Here is a 16,662-nt window from a genome sequence, read left to right as displayed (position 1 = left end):
CATGGAAAAGACCTGGAACAACAAGGCCTGGTTCATGGTGCTGCCGGTCCTCGTGCTGGTCGCCTTCTCGGCCGTCATCCCGCTGATGACCGTCGTCAACTATTCGGTCCAGGACACCTTCGGCAATAACGCGTTCTTCTGGGCCGGCACCGACTGGTACGTCCAGGTGCTGACGTCCGACCGGTTCTGGGATGCACTCACCCGCAACCTGATCTTCTCGGCGATCATCCTGGCGATCGAAATCCCGCTCGGCATCATCATTGCCCTCAACATGCCGAAGAAGGGTCTCGGCGTGCCGGTCTGCCTCGTCCTGATGGCGCTGCCGCTCCTGATCCCGTGGAACGTCGTCGGCACCATCTGGCAGGTCTTCGGCCGCGTCGACATCGGCCTGCTCGGCCGCACGCTCGAAGGCATGGGTATCAACTATAACTACGTGCAGAACCCTGTCGCCGCCTGGGTGACGCTGATCGTCATGGACGTCTGGCACTGGACGAGCCTCGTCGTGCTGCTCTGTTATGCCGGCCTCGTCTCGATCCCGGACGCCTACTACCAGGCGGCCAAGATCGATGGGGCCTCGCGCTGGTCGGTGTTCCGCTACATCCAGCTGCCGAAGATGAAGCGCGTGCTTTTGATCGCCTTCCTGCTGCGCTTCATGGACAGTTTCATGATCTATACCGAACCCTTCGTCGTCACCGGCGGCGGCCCGGGCAACTCCACCACCTTCCTGTCGATCGACCTCGTCAAGACGGCCATCGGCCAGTTCGACCTCGGTCCGGCGGCAGCGCTATCGATCATCTACTTCCTCATCATCCTGCTGCTCTCGTGGATCTTCTACACCGTGATGACCACGAGCGACGCGCAAGGCTGACGTGAGCGGGAGGAGAACCAACATGCAGACAAAACCGCTTACCGAACGCCTGTCCTGGCTGGTGCCGACGATCTACATCGTCTTCCTGCTGCTGCCGATCTACTGGCTCGTCAACATGAGCTTCAAGGAGACGAGCGAGATCCTCAGCACCTTCTCGCTCTGGCCAGTGAACCCGACGCTCCGGAACTACCAGGTGATCTTCACCGATCCGTCCTGGTACAACGGCTACATCAACTCGATCATCTACGTCGTCATGAACACGGTGATCTCGGTGACGGCAGCGCTGCCGGCGGCCTACGCCTTCTCGCGTTACCGCTTCCTCGGCGACAAGCACCTGTTCTTCTGGCTGTTGACCAACCGCATGGCGCCGCCGGCGGTCTTCGCGCTGCCCTTCTTCCAGCTCTATTCGGCCTTTGGCCTGATCGACACACACATCGCCGTGGCGCTCGCCCACTGCCTGTTCAACGTGCCGCTCGCCGTCTGGATCCTGGAAGGTTTCATGTCGGGCGTGCCGAAGGAAATCGACGAAACCGCCTATATCGACGGCTACTCGTTCCCGCGCTTCTTCGTGAAGATCTTCATGCCGCTGATCGCCTCGGGCATCGGTGTCGCCGCCTTCTTCTGCTTCATGTTCTCCTGGGTCGAACTCCTGCTTGCCCGCACGCTGACAACCACCGACGCGAAGCCGATCGCCGCCACCATGACCCGCACGGTTTCCGCCTCGGGCCTCGACTGGGGCGTGCTGGCCGCTGCCGGCGTGCTCACCATCATTCCGGGCGCGCTGGTGATCTATTTCGTTCGCAACTACATCGCCAAGGGCTTTGCCCTCGGGAGGGTATGATGACCGCTCAACCCAATCGCAAGGCCCGTTGGCAACTGCCCTTCGCCGCCGTTCTCGTCGTCTATGCCGCCGTCGCCGGGCTGCTGATCAGCATGTTGCCGATCAAGGACGGCGCGCGCGACTGGTTCGCGCCGCTGGTCGCCGGGGGCTGGATGGCCTGGTCGTTCCCATCGGCCATGTTCTTCCTGACGATCTTCGCACTGCTGTCGATGATGGCAGTCTGGGAATATGCCTCGCCGGGCGGCAATCCGCGCGTCGGCATCCTGCGCTTCGAGACCACGCGGGGCGATCGCCTCTTCGTGTCGTTGCTCGGCAGCGCCTTCATTCACCTCGCGTGGCTCGGCTTCGTCGGCGGACAGAACCTGTGGTGGGCGCTCGCGCTCTCCCTGGTCTATGCCGTCGGTGTCTTCCGCTACGTCTGAGGCGAACCGATTTGACGGGCCGCTGGGTAGCGGCCCGTCAAAACCTAAAGAACCGCACTCGCAAACCTAAGGGAGGGAATTATGCGACGGCATCTTTTGACTACGACGGCGGCAATGCTGCTGGCCTTTACCGGCACGGCATTCGCCGGCATGGACGAGGCGAAGAAGTTCCTCGACAGCGAGATCGGCGACCTGTCCTCGCTCGACCGCGCGGCCCAAGAAGCCGAAATGCAGTGGTTCGTCGATGCGGCCAAGCCCTTCGCCGGCATGGAAATCAAGGTCGTTTCCGAAACGATCACCACCCATGAATACGAATCGAAGGTTCTCGCCAAGGCCTTCTCCGACATCACCGGCATCAAGATCACCCACGACCTGATCGGCGAAGGCGACGTCGTCGAAAAGCTGCAGACGCAGATGCAGTCGGGCGAAAACGTCTACGACGCCTACATCAACGACTCGGACCTGATCGGTACCCACTGGCGCTACCAGCAGGCCCGCAGCCTGACCGACTTCATGGCCAATGAAGGCAAGGACGTCACCAACCCGAACCTCGACATCGACGACTTCATCGGCAAGTCCTTCACGACGGCGCCGGACGGCAAGCTCTACCAGCTGCCCGACCAGCAGTTCGCGAACCTCTACTGGTTCCGCTACGACTGGTTCAACGACGAGAAGAACAAGGCGGACTTCAAGGCCAAGTACGGCTACGAGCTCGGCGTTCCGGTCAACTGGTCCGCTTACGAAGACATCGCCGAGTTCTTCACCGGCCGCGAAATCGACGGCAAGAAGGTCTATGGCCACATGGACTACGGCAAGAAGGACCCGTCGCTCGGCTGGCGCTTCACCGACGCCTGGCTGTCGATGGCCGGCAACGGCGACAAGGGCATCCCGAACGGCAAGCCCGTCGACGAGTGGGGCATCAAGGTCGACGAGAATTCGCGTCCCGTCGGCTCCTGCGTAGCCCGTGGCGGCGACACCAACGGCCCGGCCGCGGTCTACTCGATCCAGAAGTATCTCGACTGGATGAAGGCCTATGCACCGGCTGCCGCCCAGGGCATGACCTTCTCCGAATCCGGTCCGGTTCCGTCGCAGGGCGAAGTCGCCCAGCAGATGTTCACCTACACGGCGTTCACTGCCGACTTCGTCAAGCCGGGTCTGCCTGTGGTCAACGAAGACGGCACGCCGAAGTGGCGTTTCGCTCCGAGCCCGCACGGCGTCTACTGGAAGGACGGCATGAAGCTCGGTTACCAGGACGCCGGTTCCTGGACGCTCTTGAAGTCCACGCCCGACGATCGCGCCAAGGCCGCCTGGCTCTATGCGCAGTTCGTGACCTCGAAGACCGTCGACGTGAAGAAGAGCCATGTCGGCCTCACCTTCATCCGCCAGTCGACGCTCGACCACAAGAGCTTCACCGATCGCGCTCCGAAGCTCGGCGGTCTGATCGAGTTCTACCGTTCGCCGGCCCGCCTGCAGTGGTCGCCGACCGGCACGAACGTTCCTGACTATCCGAAGCTGGCTCAGCTTTGGTGGCAGGCGATCGGCGATGCCTCCTCGGGTGCGAAGACTGCCCAGGAAGCCATGGACTCGCTGTGCGCCGAGCAGGAGAAGGTTCTCTCCCGTCTGGAACGCTCGGGCGTCCAGGGCGACATCGGCCCGAAGCTCGCCGAAGAGCACGATCTCGAATACTGGAACAAGGACGCCGCTTCCAAGGGCAACCTCGCTCCGCAGCTGAAGGTCGAGAACGAGAAGGACAAGCCGCAGACCGTCAACTACGACGATCTGGTCAAGAGCTGGCAGCAGTAAAAAACGGGGCCGCCTGCAAGACGGGCGGCCTCTTCTCTTCAGGAGATGCGGCACCGGGGTCGGCAACGGCCCCGGTTTTTCTTTCGGCATCCCTCGGAAGAAATGGCCGCGACCTACATGCGCGCCAGCCGCAAGCGCCTGGACTTCTCGGACCGGCGCTTGTCGAAGATCGCCCTGACCGCCCGTGTCGAGCCATCGTCCATCCGCACCGTCATGTCCATGTAGAGATGTTTGTCGACGATCGCGATCCGGATGTCGAAGGGCTGGCCGCGATAGTGACTGTCGCCGCCCTCGCTCCAACGGCCGATCCCCTCGGCGCTATAGCCGCCTCCAGCGCGCCCGAGATGGACCACCGCGAACCATCCGTCCTTGCCCGTTACCTTCAGGACAGGACCGTTCCGCCTGATTTCGACCCAGCAGGTCTCACATGCGTCCGTTCCTGACGCCACCTGCTGCCACTGCCCGGGAAAGGTCGCACCGCTGGCGCGCGCAGCAGCCGGTGGAAGGGCGAAGGCGAGCGTGAACAGTACAGCGGCCAGATGCCGGAAGGCCTGTCTCCAAGACACCATTGATCGTGATCCCAAAACGAACGCACCGGAGCATTTCACCGGCGCAAGAAACCATCGATGCTTCGCATTGCGGCTACGTTGCATGATCTTTGGATTCGTCAGGCCGCCGCCTTGGGCAAGCGCCGCGACCTCGCAACACGCGTTCCGGCCTGCCCGCATCTTGGCGGATTTCCCCCGGATTCCAGAAAGTGTTTTCGTTCTGGCGATACTTGCGACATTCTGCCTCGACACGGAAAAATTGCATTCCCCTGTTGGAGGACGGGGGAGCCGGACTGGTCGACGTGATGGGAGGAGGAACCATGAGCGACGTTTCCAGCATACACCCGGTGGACGAGAAGCTGCCGGTGGGCAGGCTCGCGACCCTCGGGATCCAGCATGTTCTTGTCATGTATGGCGGTGCCGTCGCGGTGCCGCTGATCGTCGGCCGGGCGCTGCAGCTCAGCCCTGAGGACGTCGCTTTTCTGATCTCGGCCGACCTGTTCGTCTGCGGCATCGTCACCATTATCCAGTCGCTCGGCCTCGGCCGCGGCATCGGCATCCGTCTTCCGGTCATGATGGGCGTTACTTTCGCGTCCGTCGGCCCGATGGTTTCGATGGCAGCGATGACGCCCGGGCAGGAAGGGGCGCGCATGATCTTCGGCGCCATCATCGGAGCCGGCCTCGTCGCACTCCTGCTCGCGCCATTGATGGGCAGATTGCTCAGGTTCTTCCCGCCGGTCGTCACCGGCACCATCATTCTCGTCATCGGCGTCTCGCTGATGCGCGTGGGCGTGAACTGGATCTTCGGCAATCCCTTCGGGCCGACGGCGCCGAAGCTCGTCGATCCGACCCATGCCGAATGGCTGGCCGAATTGAAGAAGGCTGCCGCCGCCGGCGGACCCGCCATTCCTGATGGCCTGGTGCTCGGCGCCACGGTGCCAAACCCGCTCTACGCGGAGCCGAGCCATATCGCCCTTGCCGCCTTCGTGCTCGTCTCCATTCTCGTGATCGCACGCTTCGGTCGCGGGCTGATCAGCAACATCGCAGTGCTGACCGGTGTCGTCGTCGGCTGTGTCGTCGCCGCGGCGCTCGGCATGATGCATTTCGACCGGGTGGCGGACGCCGGCTGGTTCGCCGTGGTCACGCCGCTGCGCTTCGGCATGCCGATCTTCGATCCGGTTCTGATCGCCACCATGTCGCTGGTGATGATCGTGGTCATGATCGAATCGACCGGCATGTTCCTGGCGCTCGGTGAAATGACCAGCCGCGAGGTGTCGCAGCAGCAATTGACGGCGGGGCTTAGGGTCGATGGCCTCGGCACCATGATCGGTGGTCTGTTCAACACCTTCCCCTATACGAGCTTCTCGCAGAATGTCGGCCTCGTCGGCGTCACGGGCGTGAAAAGCCGCTATGTCTGCGTGATGGGCGGCGTCATCATGATCGCACTCGGCCTGATCCCGAAGATGGGCGCGCTGGTCGAGGCGGTGCCGACCTTCGTTCTCGGCGGCGCCGGCCTCGTGATGTTCGGCATGGTGGCGGCAACGGGCGTGCGCATCCTGTCGACCGTCGACTTCAAGTCGTCGCGCAACAACCTCTTCGTCGTCGCCGTCTCCGTCGGTTTCGGCCTGATCCCGCTGATTGCGCCGAACTACCTGATGTGGCTGCCGCATGTGATCCACCCGATCATCGAGTCCGGCATCGTGCTCGCCTCGATCTCGGCGGTGATGCTCAACGCCTTCTTCAATGGGTTGAGCTTTGAAAGGTCCGCCTCCCTCGACCCGGCCAAGCTCGCCGACAGCCACTGAGCGATGCCGAAAACATCTGCCCCGGCCCCGAAAGGTGGCCGGGGCTTTGTTGTCTCATGCACATTTCGATACTTCGACCGTCACCGAAGCATCTGCCGTCCCCACCGCGCTAGGAGAATGGCAACGACGACGACACGAAGGTTCCCTTGCCATGGCCAAGACCAATCTCTCCCTCGAGCTCCTCCTCTTGCTTGCGCTTGCAACGCTCTGGGGCGCTTCCTACACCTTTATCAAGATCGGCGTTGAAACCATTCCGCCGGTCACGCTGATTGCTGCCCGCACCTTGATCGCCGGTGTCCTGCTTCTCGCGGTTCTCCGCTGGCGTGGCCTGGCGATGCCGCGCGACGTGGCGACTTGGCGGCGGTTCCTGTTCCAGGCCTGCCTCAACAGCGTCGTACCCTTCACGCTGATTGCCTGGGCCGAACAGACGATCGATGCCGGCATCGCCTCGATCCTCAACGCGACGACGCCGATCTTCACGTTCCTGATGACGGCCCTCATCACCCGCCACGAGCCGGTCACTATCCGCAAGCTCGTCGGCGTCATCGCAGGCATGACCGGTATCAGCCTGATCATCGGCATGGAGGCCTTCGGCGGTCTCGGCGCGCAATTGCTGCCGCAGCTCGCCGTCGTGCTCGCGACCGTCTGTTATGCCGGCGCCGCGATCTTCGGGCGCGGCTTCAAGGGTCTGGATCCGATGATGCCCGCCGCCGGCTCGCTGATCGCGGGCACGGTGCTGCTGATCCCCACCAGCCTCGTTGTCGATCGGCCCTGGACGCTGGCGCCGTCGATGGCTTCGCTGCTCGCCCTTCTCGGCCTTGCCGTCTTCTCGACCGCGCTTGCCTTCGCCATCTATTTCCGGCTGATCCAGGCCCTGGGTTCGGTCGGCGCCACGGCCCAGGCCTATCTGCGCGTGCCCGTCGGCGTCGCCATCGGCGCGCTCTTCCTCGGCGAGCGGCTATCGGACACCGCCTGGGCCGGCCTCGGTTGCGTCATTGTCGGCGTTGCCGCCATGACCATGCCGGCGCGGTGGCGCACTTCCGCCGTCCCGGGTCGCGGCTGACTTTCTTTCATTTGAAGGCAACAGGAGGCGTTGCGGCCCCAACGAGCTTGGCTCAGTCCTTGCGCTTGCGGCAGTAGAGCTCGAGCCGGTGCCGCACCAGATCGTAGCCGAGCTCGGCGGCAATCTCCGCTTGCAACTGTTCGATCTTGTCGGAGCGGAACTCGATGACCGCACCGGTATCGATGTCGATCAGATGATCGTGATGCGGCGCGTCGGCGGTCTCGAAACGCGCGGTGGCGCTTTCGAAGGCATGGCGATGCACCACGCCCTGCTGTTCGAGCGCCGACAGCGTCCGGTAGACGGTCGAAAGCGAGACGGTGGCGTCGAGCTCCTTCGCCCGGCGATGCAGTTCGTTTGCATCTGGATGGTCTTCGGCGGTGGCGAGGATCTTCAGGATTGCGGAGCGCTGACGCGTCACGCGCACGCCGCCATCCCGCAAAACGCCTTCCAGCTCTTCGACACGATTCTTGTTCTGTTTCATGGTCGTACACTAGCCAAGGGCACCGGTTTTGAAAATAGCTAGTTGCGAATGCTTCTCATTTGCATTGACTTATGCAAATCATTCGCCTACTCCTGTGGGCGTCAACATCTGGGAGTAGTGAATGATCGATCAGACGAGGCGCGCGATCCTGGCAGCGGCCGCTGCCCTGGCAGCCATCGCGCTCGCTCCGGGCACCAGCTCAGCGCAGGAAAAGTTCAAGGCAGTGACGACCTTCACGGTCATTGCCGACATGGCAAAAAACGTCGCGGGCGACGCGGCCGTCGTCGAATCGATCACCAAACCGGGTGCCGAGATCCACAACTACCAGCCGACCCCGCGCGACATCCTGAAGGCGCACGACGCCAAGCTGATCCTGTGGAACGGCCTGAACCTGGAGCGCTGGTTCGAGAAGTTCTTCCAGAATTTCGATGATGTGCCGGGCGTCGTCGTCTCGACTGGGGTCGAACCCATGGGCATTGCCGAGGGCCCCTACACCGGCAAGCCCAACCCGCATGCCTGGATGTCGCCGTCGGCCGCGCTGATCTATGTCGACAACATCCGTGATGCCTTCGTGAAGTTCGATCCCGCCAATGCCGAGGCCTACAAGGCCAATGCCGAGGCCTACAAACAGAAGATCGAGGCGACCATTGCGCCGATCCGCGCCGAGATCGCCAAGATCCCCGAGGACAAGCGCTGGCTGGTCTCGAGCGAAGGCGCCTTCAGCTACCTGATCCGCGATTTCGGCATGAAGGAACTCTATCTCTGGCCGATCAACGCCGACCAGCAGGGCACCCCGCAGCAAGTCCGCAAGGTGATCGACGCCGTCCGGGCCAACCACATTCCTGTCGTCTTCTCCGAAAGTACGATTTCTCCCGACCCGGCCGAGCAGGTCGCGCGCGAAACCGGTGCCAAATACGGCGGCGTGCTCTACGTTGATTCCTTGAGCGAAGCGGACGGTCCGGTTCCGACCTATATCGACCTGCTGCGCGTCACATCGGAAACCATCGCCAAGGGACTTTCGCAATGAATCTGCAAGTGAAGCCCCGCTCCGGCCCCACGCCGGCATCCGGCGAACAGGGCAGTGGCATCAGCGTCTCAGGAGCCACCGTCACCTACCGCAACGGCCTGCGCGCCCTGCGCGACGCCACCTTCGAAATCCCGACGGGCACGATCACGGCGCTCGTCGGTGTCAACGGCAGCGGCAAGTCGACGCTGTTCAAGGCGATCATGGGCTTTGCCCGCCTGTCGCGCGGCGAAATCTCGATCCTTGGGCGCTCCGTTCCGGAGGCACTCAGGAAGAACCTCGTTGCCTATGTGCCGCAGGCCGAAGAGGTCGACTGGAACTTCCCGGTTCTGGTCGAGGACGTCGTCATGATGGGCCGCTACGGTCACATGAACATGCTGCGCATCCCGAAGAAGGCCGACCATGAGGCAGTCGCGGCAGCGCTCGCGCGCGTCGGCATGAGCGACTACCGCAAGCGCCAGATCGGCGAACTCTCCGGCGGCCAGAAGAAGCGCGTCTTCCTCGCGCGCGCCCTTGCCCAGGATGGCAAGGTCATCCTGCTGGACGAACCCTTCACCGGCGTCGACGTCAAGACCGAGGACGCGATCATTCGCCTGCTGATCGGCCTTCGCGACGAGGGCCGGGTCATGCTGGTTTCGACCCACAATCTCGGCAGCGTGCCGGAGTTCTGCGACCGCACCGTGCTGCTGAAGAACACGGTTCTCGCCTATGGCCCGACCGAAACCACCTTCACCCGCGAAAACCTCGAACTCGCCTTCGGCGGCGTGCTCCGGCACTTCGTGCTCGGCGGCGAAAACCTGCATGACGATGCCGATCCGCGGCAGCTTGCCGTCATCACCGACGACGAGCGCCCGCTGGTCATGTATGGCGACAAGGACCGAATGGTGGCGCAGCCGGCAAAACCCGAAACGGACGGGGAGCCAAACGGCAAATGACGGCCACGCTCCTGGAACCCTTCACCTATGGCTACATGCTCAACGCCATGTGGGTCAGCGCGCTGGTCGGCGCCGTCTGCGCCTTCCTTTCCTCCTACCTGATGCTGAAGGGCTGGTCGCTGATCGGTGACGCCCTTTCGCACTCGATCGTCCCCGGTGTCGCCGGCGCCTACATGCTCGGCCTGCCGTTTTCCATCGGCGCCTTTTTCTCCGGCGCGCTCGCGGCCGGCGCCATGCTGTTTCTCAATCAGCGTACCCGTCTGAAGGAGGACACGATCATCGGCCTGATCTTTACCTCCTTCTTCGGCCTCGGGCTCTTCATGGTGTCGCTGTCGCCGACTTCGGTGAACATCCAGACGATCGTGCTTGGCAACATCCTGGCGATCACGCCCGCCGATACGCTGCAGCTTGCCATCATCGGCATCGTATCGCTCGTCATCCTGACGGCGAAGTGGAAGGACCTGATGGTGACCTTCTTCGACGAAAGCCATGCCCGCTCGATCGGCATTCCCACCACCTTCCTCAAGGTGCTGTTCTTCACGCTGCTTTCGGCCTGCACCGTCGCAGCACTGCAGACCGTCGGCGCCTTCCTCGTCATCGCCATGGTGGTGACACCGGGCGCCACCGCTTACCTGCTCACCGACCGCTTTCCGCGGCTGATCGTGATCAGCGTCGCCATCGGGGCGCTCACGAGCTTCTTCGGCGCCTATTTCAGCTACTTCCTCGATGGTGCCACCGGCGGCATCATCATCGTGCTGCAGACGCTGATCTTCCTGACGGCCTTCGTCTTCGCCCCGAAACACGGGCTTCTCGCCGCGCGCAGGCGTGGCGCCGAACCGGTGGAGGCGGCCCGATGATCTCGCTCGACATGCTGCTCGCCGTCTTTGAATTCGAGTTCATGCGCAACGCGCTGCTGATCTCGGTGCTGGTCGCGATCCCGACGGCGATGCTCTCGTGCTTCCTGGTGCTGAAGGGTTGGTCGCTGATGGGCGACGCGATCTCGCACGCGGTCTTCCCCGGCGTCGTGATCTCCTACATCGTCGGCCTGCCGCTGGCCGTCGGCGCTTTCGCAGCCGGCATGTCCTGTGCGCTTCTGACCGGCTATCTCAAGGAGAACAGCCGTATCAAGCAGGACACGGTCATGGGCGTGGTCTTCTCCGGCATGTTCGGTTTCGGGCTGGTGCTCTACACCAAGATCCAGAGCGACGTGCACCTCGACCATATCCTCTTCGGCGACATGCTCGGTATCGGCTGGCCGGACATAATCGAAACCGGCGTGATCGCGCTGGTCGCCACCGGCATTCTCGCCGTTAAATGGCGCGATTTCCTGCTGCACGCCTTCGATCCCGCCCAGGCCAAGGCCGTCGGCCTTCCGGTCAACTGGCTGCATTACGGGCTGCTCGCGATCCTGTCGCTGACGATCGTCGGCGCGCTGAAGGCGGTGGGCCTGATCCTTGCCATCGCCATGCTGATCGCACCGGGCGCCATCGCTTTCCTGATCACCCGCACCATGGGCGCGATGCTCGTCGTTGCCGTGCTCCTAGCGATGACGGCCTCCTTCTGCGGCGTCTACCTCTCCTTCTTCATCGACAGCGCGCCGGCGCCGACCATCGTGCTGCTTATGACCGCAATGTTCCTGCTCGCCTTCGCCTGGTCATCCTGGCGGACCTACCGGATCGAAGCGCGGCGAACGACGGTCGAGTGACGACGCGGCTCCCGTTGCAGGGAGCCGCCTTTGCCTGCTCTCAGTGGCTCGGATGAAGCGCGTCGTTGAGATACATGCAGGTCAGCATGGTGAAGATATAGGCCTGGATCAGCGCCATCAGCAGTTCGAGCCCGGTCAGCGCCACCGTCATCAGGAGGGGCATGACCGCAGCCAGGATTCCGAGTGCCCCGAGGCCACTGAGCCCCACGACGAAGCCGGCGAAAACCTCGAGGGTGATGTGGCCGGCCAGCATGACCGCGAACAGACGAACCGAGTGGCTGACGGGGCGCGCAAGGTAGGAGACCACCTCGATCGGGATGATGATCGGCGCCAGAATCAATGGCACGCCCGCCGGCATGAACAGTCGCAGGAAGCCGAAGCCGTGCCGGTAGATACCAACGAGCGTGACCGTCAGGAACACGAGCATCGCCAGCGCAAAGGTCACGGCAATATGGCTCGTCACCGTGAAGGCATAGGGGAACGTGCCGATCACATTGGCGACCAGAATGAACATGAACAGCGAGAAGACCAGCGGGAAGAAGCGCATGCCCTTCTCGCCGGCGTTGTCGCGGAGCGTCTTTGCCGCAAACTCATAGAGGATCTCGGCCGCCGCCTGCGCCCGGTTCGGCACCAGGCCGTGTCTTCGCGTTGACAGGATCAGGAAGAGACTGGCGATCGCGACGGTCAGCACCATGTAGGCGGCCGAATTGGTAAAGCTGATCTGGTGGCCGCCGACCTCGGCAATCGGAAGGAGCGACTTGATCTCGAATTGTTCGATGGGTCCAGCCATCATCAACCTCGTGCGCTGGTGACGAAATATCGGCGGCACGCAACGGCGGCCACCGACGCGTCAATGTGTTGGATAAGCGCCGACGACCGAGATCGTTCCACGAAGCGGGCGCTTATTGATCGGGCTGTTCCAGGAGAAGGAAGGTCACGCGGACGTGCCGCGGGCGTTGGGGCTGCATGACGCCATCGACACCAGTATCTCGGTCGAGGTAGTCGGGCCGTCCCTATGCGAAGCACCGACGCGGGTCGTCCCGCGTGTGCCCGACCTGAAGGCCATTTGCCGCCGCCCGGTCAAGCTCGCGCCTGTCCGAAGCGCAACCGGCCTCAGCCGTAGCGGCGATGATCCATAAGCACGTCTTCGATCACCGCGCGCTGCTTTGCCTTCTCGCTTGCGGGCGCGCCGGTCATGCCGGCAAGAACGATCAGCGCCTTCCACAGGGTCCAGCCCCGCCCGCGCGCCCAGGCGCCGCGATCGAGTGCCATGCCGTCGCGGAAGACGTCACGGCTCTCGCCGTGGAAGAACGTCCAGGCTATAGCGAGATCGCAGGCCGGATCGCCGATGCCCGAGGTGCCGAAATCGATGACGGCGCTTAAGCGATCGTGCTCGACCAGCAGGTTGCCCCAGGCGATATCGCCGTGAAACCAGACGGGCGGCTCCTCGAACGGTGCAGCAAGAGCGGCTTCCCACACCTCCCTGGCGGCCGTCGTGTCGACCTCGCCTTCGAGCAGCGTGAGCGCCTGGCGCGTCTGCGCGTCATAGAAGCCTGGCGGGCCGCCACGATGGAAATTGTGGTCGCCGGGCAACGGCCCGCCGGCCGTATCCACTTGTCGCATGGCGCGCAGAAACCGCGTGAGATCCTTCGCCACGTCGCGGATATCCGCAACCCGCTCCACCGCCAATGTTTCGCCCGGAAGCCAGCGGTAGACCGACCAGCGCCAGGGAAAGCCTTCGCCGGGCATGCCCTTGGCCAGGGGCATGGGAATGGGCAGCGGCAGGTGCGGCGCCAGACGCGGCAGCCAGCGGTGCTCCTTCTCCACCTGCTGCACGTAGTGCTCGGCGCTCGGCAGGCGCACGGTCATCCGGTCGCCGAGCCGGAAGGTTCTGTTGTCCCAGCCGCCGAGTTCGATCGGGCGCACCTCGAGATCCGACCATTGCGGAAACTGTGTTGCGATCAGCCGCCGTACCAGCGACGCGTCGATCACAAGCTCGGCTGAACTCGAAACTGCCATGGCGCATCCCATTCGATATTTGCGCCAAGCTATGTGATCGCCCCTGGATTTCAACTTCCTACAGCGCCGCGCGTCTTATCAGACGCGCAAAAGGTCGCTGTAGCACTTTGAGTTGCTGCATGTTTTTGTCCATTAATCGGCTACGGTTAAAGGAAAGATGCAGTAGTTCCACCGCACCTCCCGTTCAGCGGCGCGTTGTGCCGAGACGCAATAGTCCTTTGCCGATATCGGCGGTTGCATATTGCCGCCGCGACGGATTTCAGGGATGAAGAGGGCCCAGACCCGTTGATAACCCGAGACCATGGAAGCCCGGCCGACCGTTCACCTTTCGCTGGAGGCGCCGCGCCTCATCGCGCCCCGCCGGGCAGGCGAGGCGGCATGAGCACGTCCCGTGGCAAGACGCCGGCTCAAAGGCCCGCCCGCCGGACGGGACTGCGCTTCTTTCTTGTGGCCCTCGTCCTGATCGTCACCGCCATTCTCGCAACGGCCCTGCTCGCCAACGAGCAGCGCAACCTCAGGAAAGTTCTCGCCGCATTGGGCCTGCCGACGACCTTCCTCGAGAGGAACAAGCCCTCGGAACCGATGGCCGACAAGCCCGCAAGGCGCGAACCGCCGCGCATCGCCCTGCCCGCCTGGACCTTCCAGGATCTGCAGACGCCGGAGCAGCAATTCATGCGCGTGATCCGCAGCGATCCAAAGGCGCTTTGCGATGAATTGCGTGACGCCGGCTTCCGCGAACTCGAATGGAAAGCCGGTGCCGGAGAACGCGCCCAGTGGGAATGTTCCTCGCTCGTCTCCTTCCCGCGTCCGGGCGAGGACAAACCCTCGTCGATCTTCATCTTCGTCAAGGGCAGCGGCGAGGAGGAAATCACCTCCTTCCGCGTCAAGCTCAACATCGAACGCCCCGAGGACCGCCAAGCCGTGACCACCGCAGCAGCACGGGCGGCCTCCGTATTTCTCGACCATGTGCGCTGGGCCGACGCCGCCAGCGTCACGCTGCAGATCCAGGCACTGAGGGAATTCGACCTCAAGCGTTTCGGCAGCCGCATTCAGTTCAAGCGCGAGTCCGACGAGGTGACGCCACGCTACAATTTCCTTGCGAACCAGCCGCCGCGCGCGCGGCCGAAGAGCATTGCCGAGCTCTACTTCGACCGGAGCAAATGGCTCGCCTATGGCGATGCCAGTCAACGCAGCTTCGTCAAAGGTCCCACGGAATGGAACGTGCCGGTGAAAGTGCCGGATGGCACGCAACCGGCGCCCGATACCAGCGCCGGTGACAAGCCCGCCGCCAACCGCAGGCCGTGACGGTCCTGTCACGCCCGGGTTGGGGAAAGCAATGACTTACCGATCGATCCGGGTCGACAGGATAATCGAAGATAATGTCCGGTCGACGCCATCGATCTCGCCGATGCGATCGATTAGAAGATCGAGTTCGCTGATCGACGTCGCCGCGACCACAGCGATAAGGTCGAAACTGCCGCTGACGGAATGCAGCGTCTGGATTTCACGGATAGCGCTGAGTTCAGGGGTGACGCGGGAGAGCGCCCGCGGCGCGATGGTGATCAGCACATGCGCCTTGACCAGCCCCTTCTCGTAGCTCTCCGACAGGCGCACGCCATAGCCGGTGATGATGCCCTCGCGCTCCAACCGCTCGATCCTCGCCTGCACCGTCGTACGCGACAGGCCGAGCCGCCGCGCGATCGTTGCGGTTGGCATGCGGGCGTTTTCGCTGAGGATGGCGAGCAGCTCCCGATCCTTGTCCGTGATTTGCATTTCGTCGGTCCGCTTGGGCAATCTGCCGAATATCTATAGGCGATTTAGTCATTTCAGCGCTTCAAATCAACAACCCTTCCCCCGACAATGGAGAAAGAAACAGTTCTCATACCCTGGGGGAAAGAATGAAGAATATCGTCGTCATCGGAGCAGGCAAGATCGGCTCCACCATCGCTCGCATGCTCGCCCACACCGGCGACTACAGCGTCTGCGTCGCCGACCGCAGCGCCGAGCAGCTGGAGCAGATCGAAAAGCATGCCGCGATCACGACGGCAACCGTCGACATCGGCGACAAGAAGGCGCTCGTCGCCCTTCTCTCCGGCAAGTTCGCCGTGCTCAGCGCCGCTCCGTTCCACCTGACAGTGGCGATCGCCGAAGCCGCTGCCGAAGCTGGCATCCACTACCTCGACCTCACTGAAGACGTCGAATCCACCCGCCAGGTCAAGGCGATCGCCGCCAAGGCGAACACCGCCTTCATCCCGCAGTGCGGTCTCGCGCCGGGCTTCATCTCGATCGTCGCCAACGATCTCGCCAGCCGCTTCGAGACGCTCGAAAGCGTGCGCATGCGCGTCGGCGCCCTGCCGCAGTATCCGTCGAACGCTCTGAACTATAACCTGACCTGGAGCACCGACGGCGTCATCAACGAATACATCGAGCCCTGCGAGGCGATCGTCGAAGGCAACCTCATCGAAGTGCCGGCCATGGAAGAGCGCGAAGAATTCTCGCTCGACGGCGTCACCTACGAAGCCTTCAACACCTCGGGCGGCCTCGGCACTCTCTGCGAATCGCTGAAGGGCAAGGTCCGCACCCTGAACTACAAGACGATCCGCTATCCGGGCCACGCTGCGATCATGAAGGCGCTCCTCAACGACCTCGGCCTGCGCCACCGCCGCGAAGTTCTCAAGGACATCTTCGAGAATGCGCTGCCGACCACGACCCAGGACGTCGTCGTGATCTTCGTCACCGTTTCGGGCTTCCGCGATGGCCGCCTGATCCAGGAAACCTACGCCAACAAGGTCTATAGCGGCGTCGTTGCCGGCCGCATGCAGAGCGGTATCCAGATCACCACGGCAGGCAGCATCTGCGCCGTGCTCGACCTGCTCGCCGAAGGCAAGATCGCGTCGAAGGGCTTTGTCCGCCAGGAAGACATCAGCCTCGACACCTTCCTCGCAAACCGCTTCGGCCACTACTACGCTCAGAAGGGCGAAACCGAGCGCGTCGCCGGCTGATCCTTCAGCTTGAAGCGTGCCAGATTTGGAGCGGGATAGATATCCCGCTCTCACCTATGTAAAGCCCGGGTTCTCGCCCGGGCTTTTTTCATGTCGTCCAGCCATTTGGGCCAGAGCGCCGCACGTCTTCTGAGACACGCAACGGT

General features: G+C 63.1%; 17 protein-coding genes. 12 read left to right on the top strand and 5 right to left on the bottom strand.

Translation table 11 applies throughout. The features are described from left to right. Position 1 precedes the first annotated feature (1 nt). The 4 genes from ACQ5BM_RS20330 (at position 2) to ACQ5BM_RS20315 (ending at position 3,934) form a co-directional block, all read left to right on the top strand. Positions 2-868: a carbohydrate ABC transporter permease gene (locus tag ACQ5BM_RS20330; RefSeq protein WP_057255038.1), complete on the top strand. Its 867-nt coding sequence runs from the start codon at positions 2-4 to the stop codon at positions 866-868. Between the two features lie 22 nt (positions 869-890). After that, positions 891-1,709, top strand: coding sequence for a carbohydrate ABC transporter permease (locus tag ACQ5BM_RS20325; protein WP_113540999.1), 819 nt, complete (start codon positions 891-893; stop codon positions 1,707-1,709). Continuing rightward, positions 1,709-2,131 (top strand): DUF2160 domain-containing protein, encoded by a 423-nt coding sequence (locus tag ACQ5BM_RS20320; protein WP_429815072.1) that lies wholly within the window; start codon positions 1,709-1,711, stop codon positions 2,129-2,131. The genes ACQ5BM_RS20325 and ACQ5BM_RS20320 overlap by 1 nt, the downstream gene beginning before the upstream one ends. 81 nt (positions 2,132-2,212) lie before the next feature. Then, positions 2,213-3,934, top strand: a complete 1,722-nt coding sequence (locus ACQ5BM_RS20315; protein ID WP_429815070.1) for an ABC transporter substrate-binding protein — start codon at positions 2,213-2,215, stop codon at positions 3,932-3,934. Between the two features lie 113 nt (positions 3,935-4,047). Here ACQ5BM_RS20315 and ACQ5BM_RS20310 read toward each other — a convergent pair whose 3' ends face one another. After that, positions 4,048-4,503, bottom strand: coding sequence for a hypothetical protein (locus ACQ5BM_RS20310; RefSeq protein ID WP_429815067.1), 456 nt, complete (start codon positions 4,501-4,503; stop codon positions 4,048-4,050). A gap of 299 nt (positions 4,504-4,802) precedes the next feature. Here ACQ5BM_RS20310 and ACQ5BM_RS20305 point away from each other — a divergent pair, with 299 nt between their 5' ends. After that, entirely contained in the window at positions 4,803-6,287 is a 1,485-nt protein-coding gene (locus tag ACQ5BM_RS20305; RefSeq protein ID WP_429815064.1) for a nucleobase:cation symporter-2 family protein, read from the top strand. Positions 6,288-6,438: 151 nt separating this feature from the next. Beyond that, on the top strand, positions 6,439-7,350 hold the full coding sequence (locus ACQ5BM_RS20300; protein ID WP_429815061.1) for a DMT family transporter: 912 nt from the start codon (positions 6,439-6,441) through the stop codon (positions 7,348-7,350). Positions 7,351-7,402: 52 nt separating this feature from the next. On the opposite strand, the gene ACQ5BM_RS20295 is transcribed toward ACQ5BM_RS20300, so the two are convergent. Further along, the gene (locus ACQ5BM_RS20295) at positions 7,403-7,831 is read right to left on the bottom strand and encodes a Fur family transcriptional regulator (protein WP_429815058.1); all 429 of its coding nucleotides are present in this window, start codon (positions 7,829-7,831) and stop codon (positions 7,403-7,405) included. Between the two features lie 121 nt (positions 7,832-7,952). Here ACQ5BM_RS20295 and ACQ5BM_RS20290 point away from each other — a divergent pair, with 121 nt between their 5' ends. From ACQ5BM_RS20290 to ACQ5BM_RS20275, 4 genes are read left to right on the top strand one after another with little or no spacing between them, the layout of a single operon-like run. Next, positions 7,953-8,858: a metal ABC transporter substrate-binding protein gene (locus tag ACQ5BM_RS20290; protein ID WP_429815056.1), complete on the top strand. Its 906-nt coding sequence runs from the start codon at positions 7,953-7,955 to the stop codon at positions 8,856-8,858. Next, positions 8,855-9,790 (top strand): manganese/iron ABC transporter ATP-binding protein, encoded by a 936-nt coding sequence (locus ACQ5BM_RS20285; RefSeq protein ID WP_429815053.1) that lies wholly within the window; start codon positions 8,855-8,857, stop codon positions 9,788-9,790. The genes ACQ5BM_RS20290 and ACQ5BM_RS20285 overlap by 4 nt, the downstream gene beginning before the upstream one ends. After that, complete coding sequence (locus ACQ5BM_RS20280) at positions 9,787-10,647, top strand: metal ABC transporter permease (RefSeq protein WP_429815050.1); 861 nt, start codon at positions 9,787-9,789, stop codon at positions 10,645-10,647. The genes ACQ5BM_RS20285 and ACQ5BM_RS20280 overlap by 4 nt, the downstream gene beginning before the upstream one ends. Continuing rightward, a complete protein-coding gene (locus ACQ5BM_RS20275) occupies positions 10,644-11,495 on the top strand; it encodes a metal ABC transporter permease (RefSeq protein ID WP_429815048.1) in 852 nt (283 codons plus the stop codon). Before ACQ5BM_RS20280 ends, ACQ5BM_RS20275 begins: the two co-directional genes overlap by 4 nt. 40 nt (positions 11,496-11,535) lie before the next feature. On the opposite strand, the gene ACQ5BM_RS20270 is transcribed toward ACQ5BM_RS20275, so the two are convergent. Continuing rightward, complete coding sequence (locus tag ACQ5BM_RS20270; RefSeq protein ID WP_429815045.1) at positions 11,536-12,285, bottom strand: F0F1 ATP synthase subunit A; 750 nt, start codon at positions 12,283-12,285, stop codon at positions 11,536-11,538. Between the two features lie 323 nt (positions 12,286-12,608). Continuing rightward, the gene (locus tag ACQ5BM_RS20265) at positions 12,609-13,514 is read right to left on the bottom strand and encodes an aminoglycoside phosphotransferase family protein (protein WP_429815043.1); all 906 of its coding nucleotides are present in this window, start codon (positions 13,512-13,514) and stop codon (positions 12,609-12,611) included. 378 nt (positions 13,515-13,892) lie between these two features. Between ACQ5BM_RS20265 and ACQ5BM_RS20260 the strand changes: the two genes are divergently transcribed. Continuing rightward, complete coding sequence (locus ACQ5BM_RS20260; protein ID WP_429815040.1) at positions 13,893-14,819, top strand: DUF6030 family protein; 927 nt, start codon at positions 13,893-13,895, stop codon at positions 14,817-14,819. Positions 14,820-14,855: 36 nt separating this feature from the next. On the opposite strand, the gene ACQ5BM_RS20255 is transcribed toward ACQ5BM_RS20260, so the two are convergent. Then, a complete protein-coding gene (locus tag ACQ5BM_RS20255; RefSeq protein ID WP_429815038.1) occupies positions 14,856-15,287 on the bottom strand; it encodes an Lrp/AsnC family transcriptional regulator in 432 nt (143 codons plus the stop codon). 125 nt (positions 15,288-15,412) lie between these two features. Here ACQ5BM_RS20255 and ACQ5BM_RS20250 point away from each other — a divergent pair, with 125 nt between their 5' ends. Continuing rightward, positions 15,413-16,516: a saccharopine dehydrogenase NADP-binding domain-containing protein gene (locus tag ACQ5BM_RS20250; RefSeq protein ID WP_429815035.1), complete on the top strand. Its 1,104-nt coding sequence runs from the start codon at positions 15,413-15,415 to the stop codon at positions 16,514-16,516. Positions 16,517-16,662: the final 146 nt, after the last annotated feature.

The organism is Ensifer sp. B1-9 (assembly GCF_050474445.1).
In the GTDB taxonomy this organism is placed as follows: domain Bacteria; phylum Pseudomonadota; class Alphaproteobacteria; order Rhizobiales; family Rhizobiaceae; genus Ensifer.
Note: the sequence above shows the minus strand (reverse complement) of the source record. Positions and strands in the feature narration are given on the sequence as shown.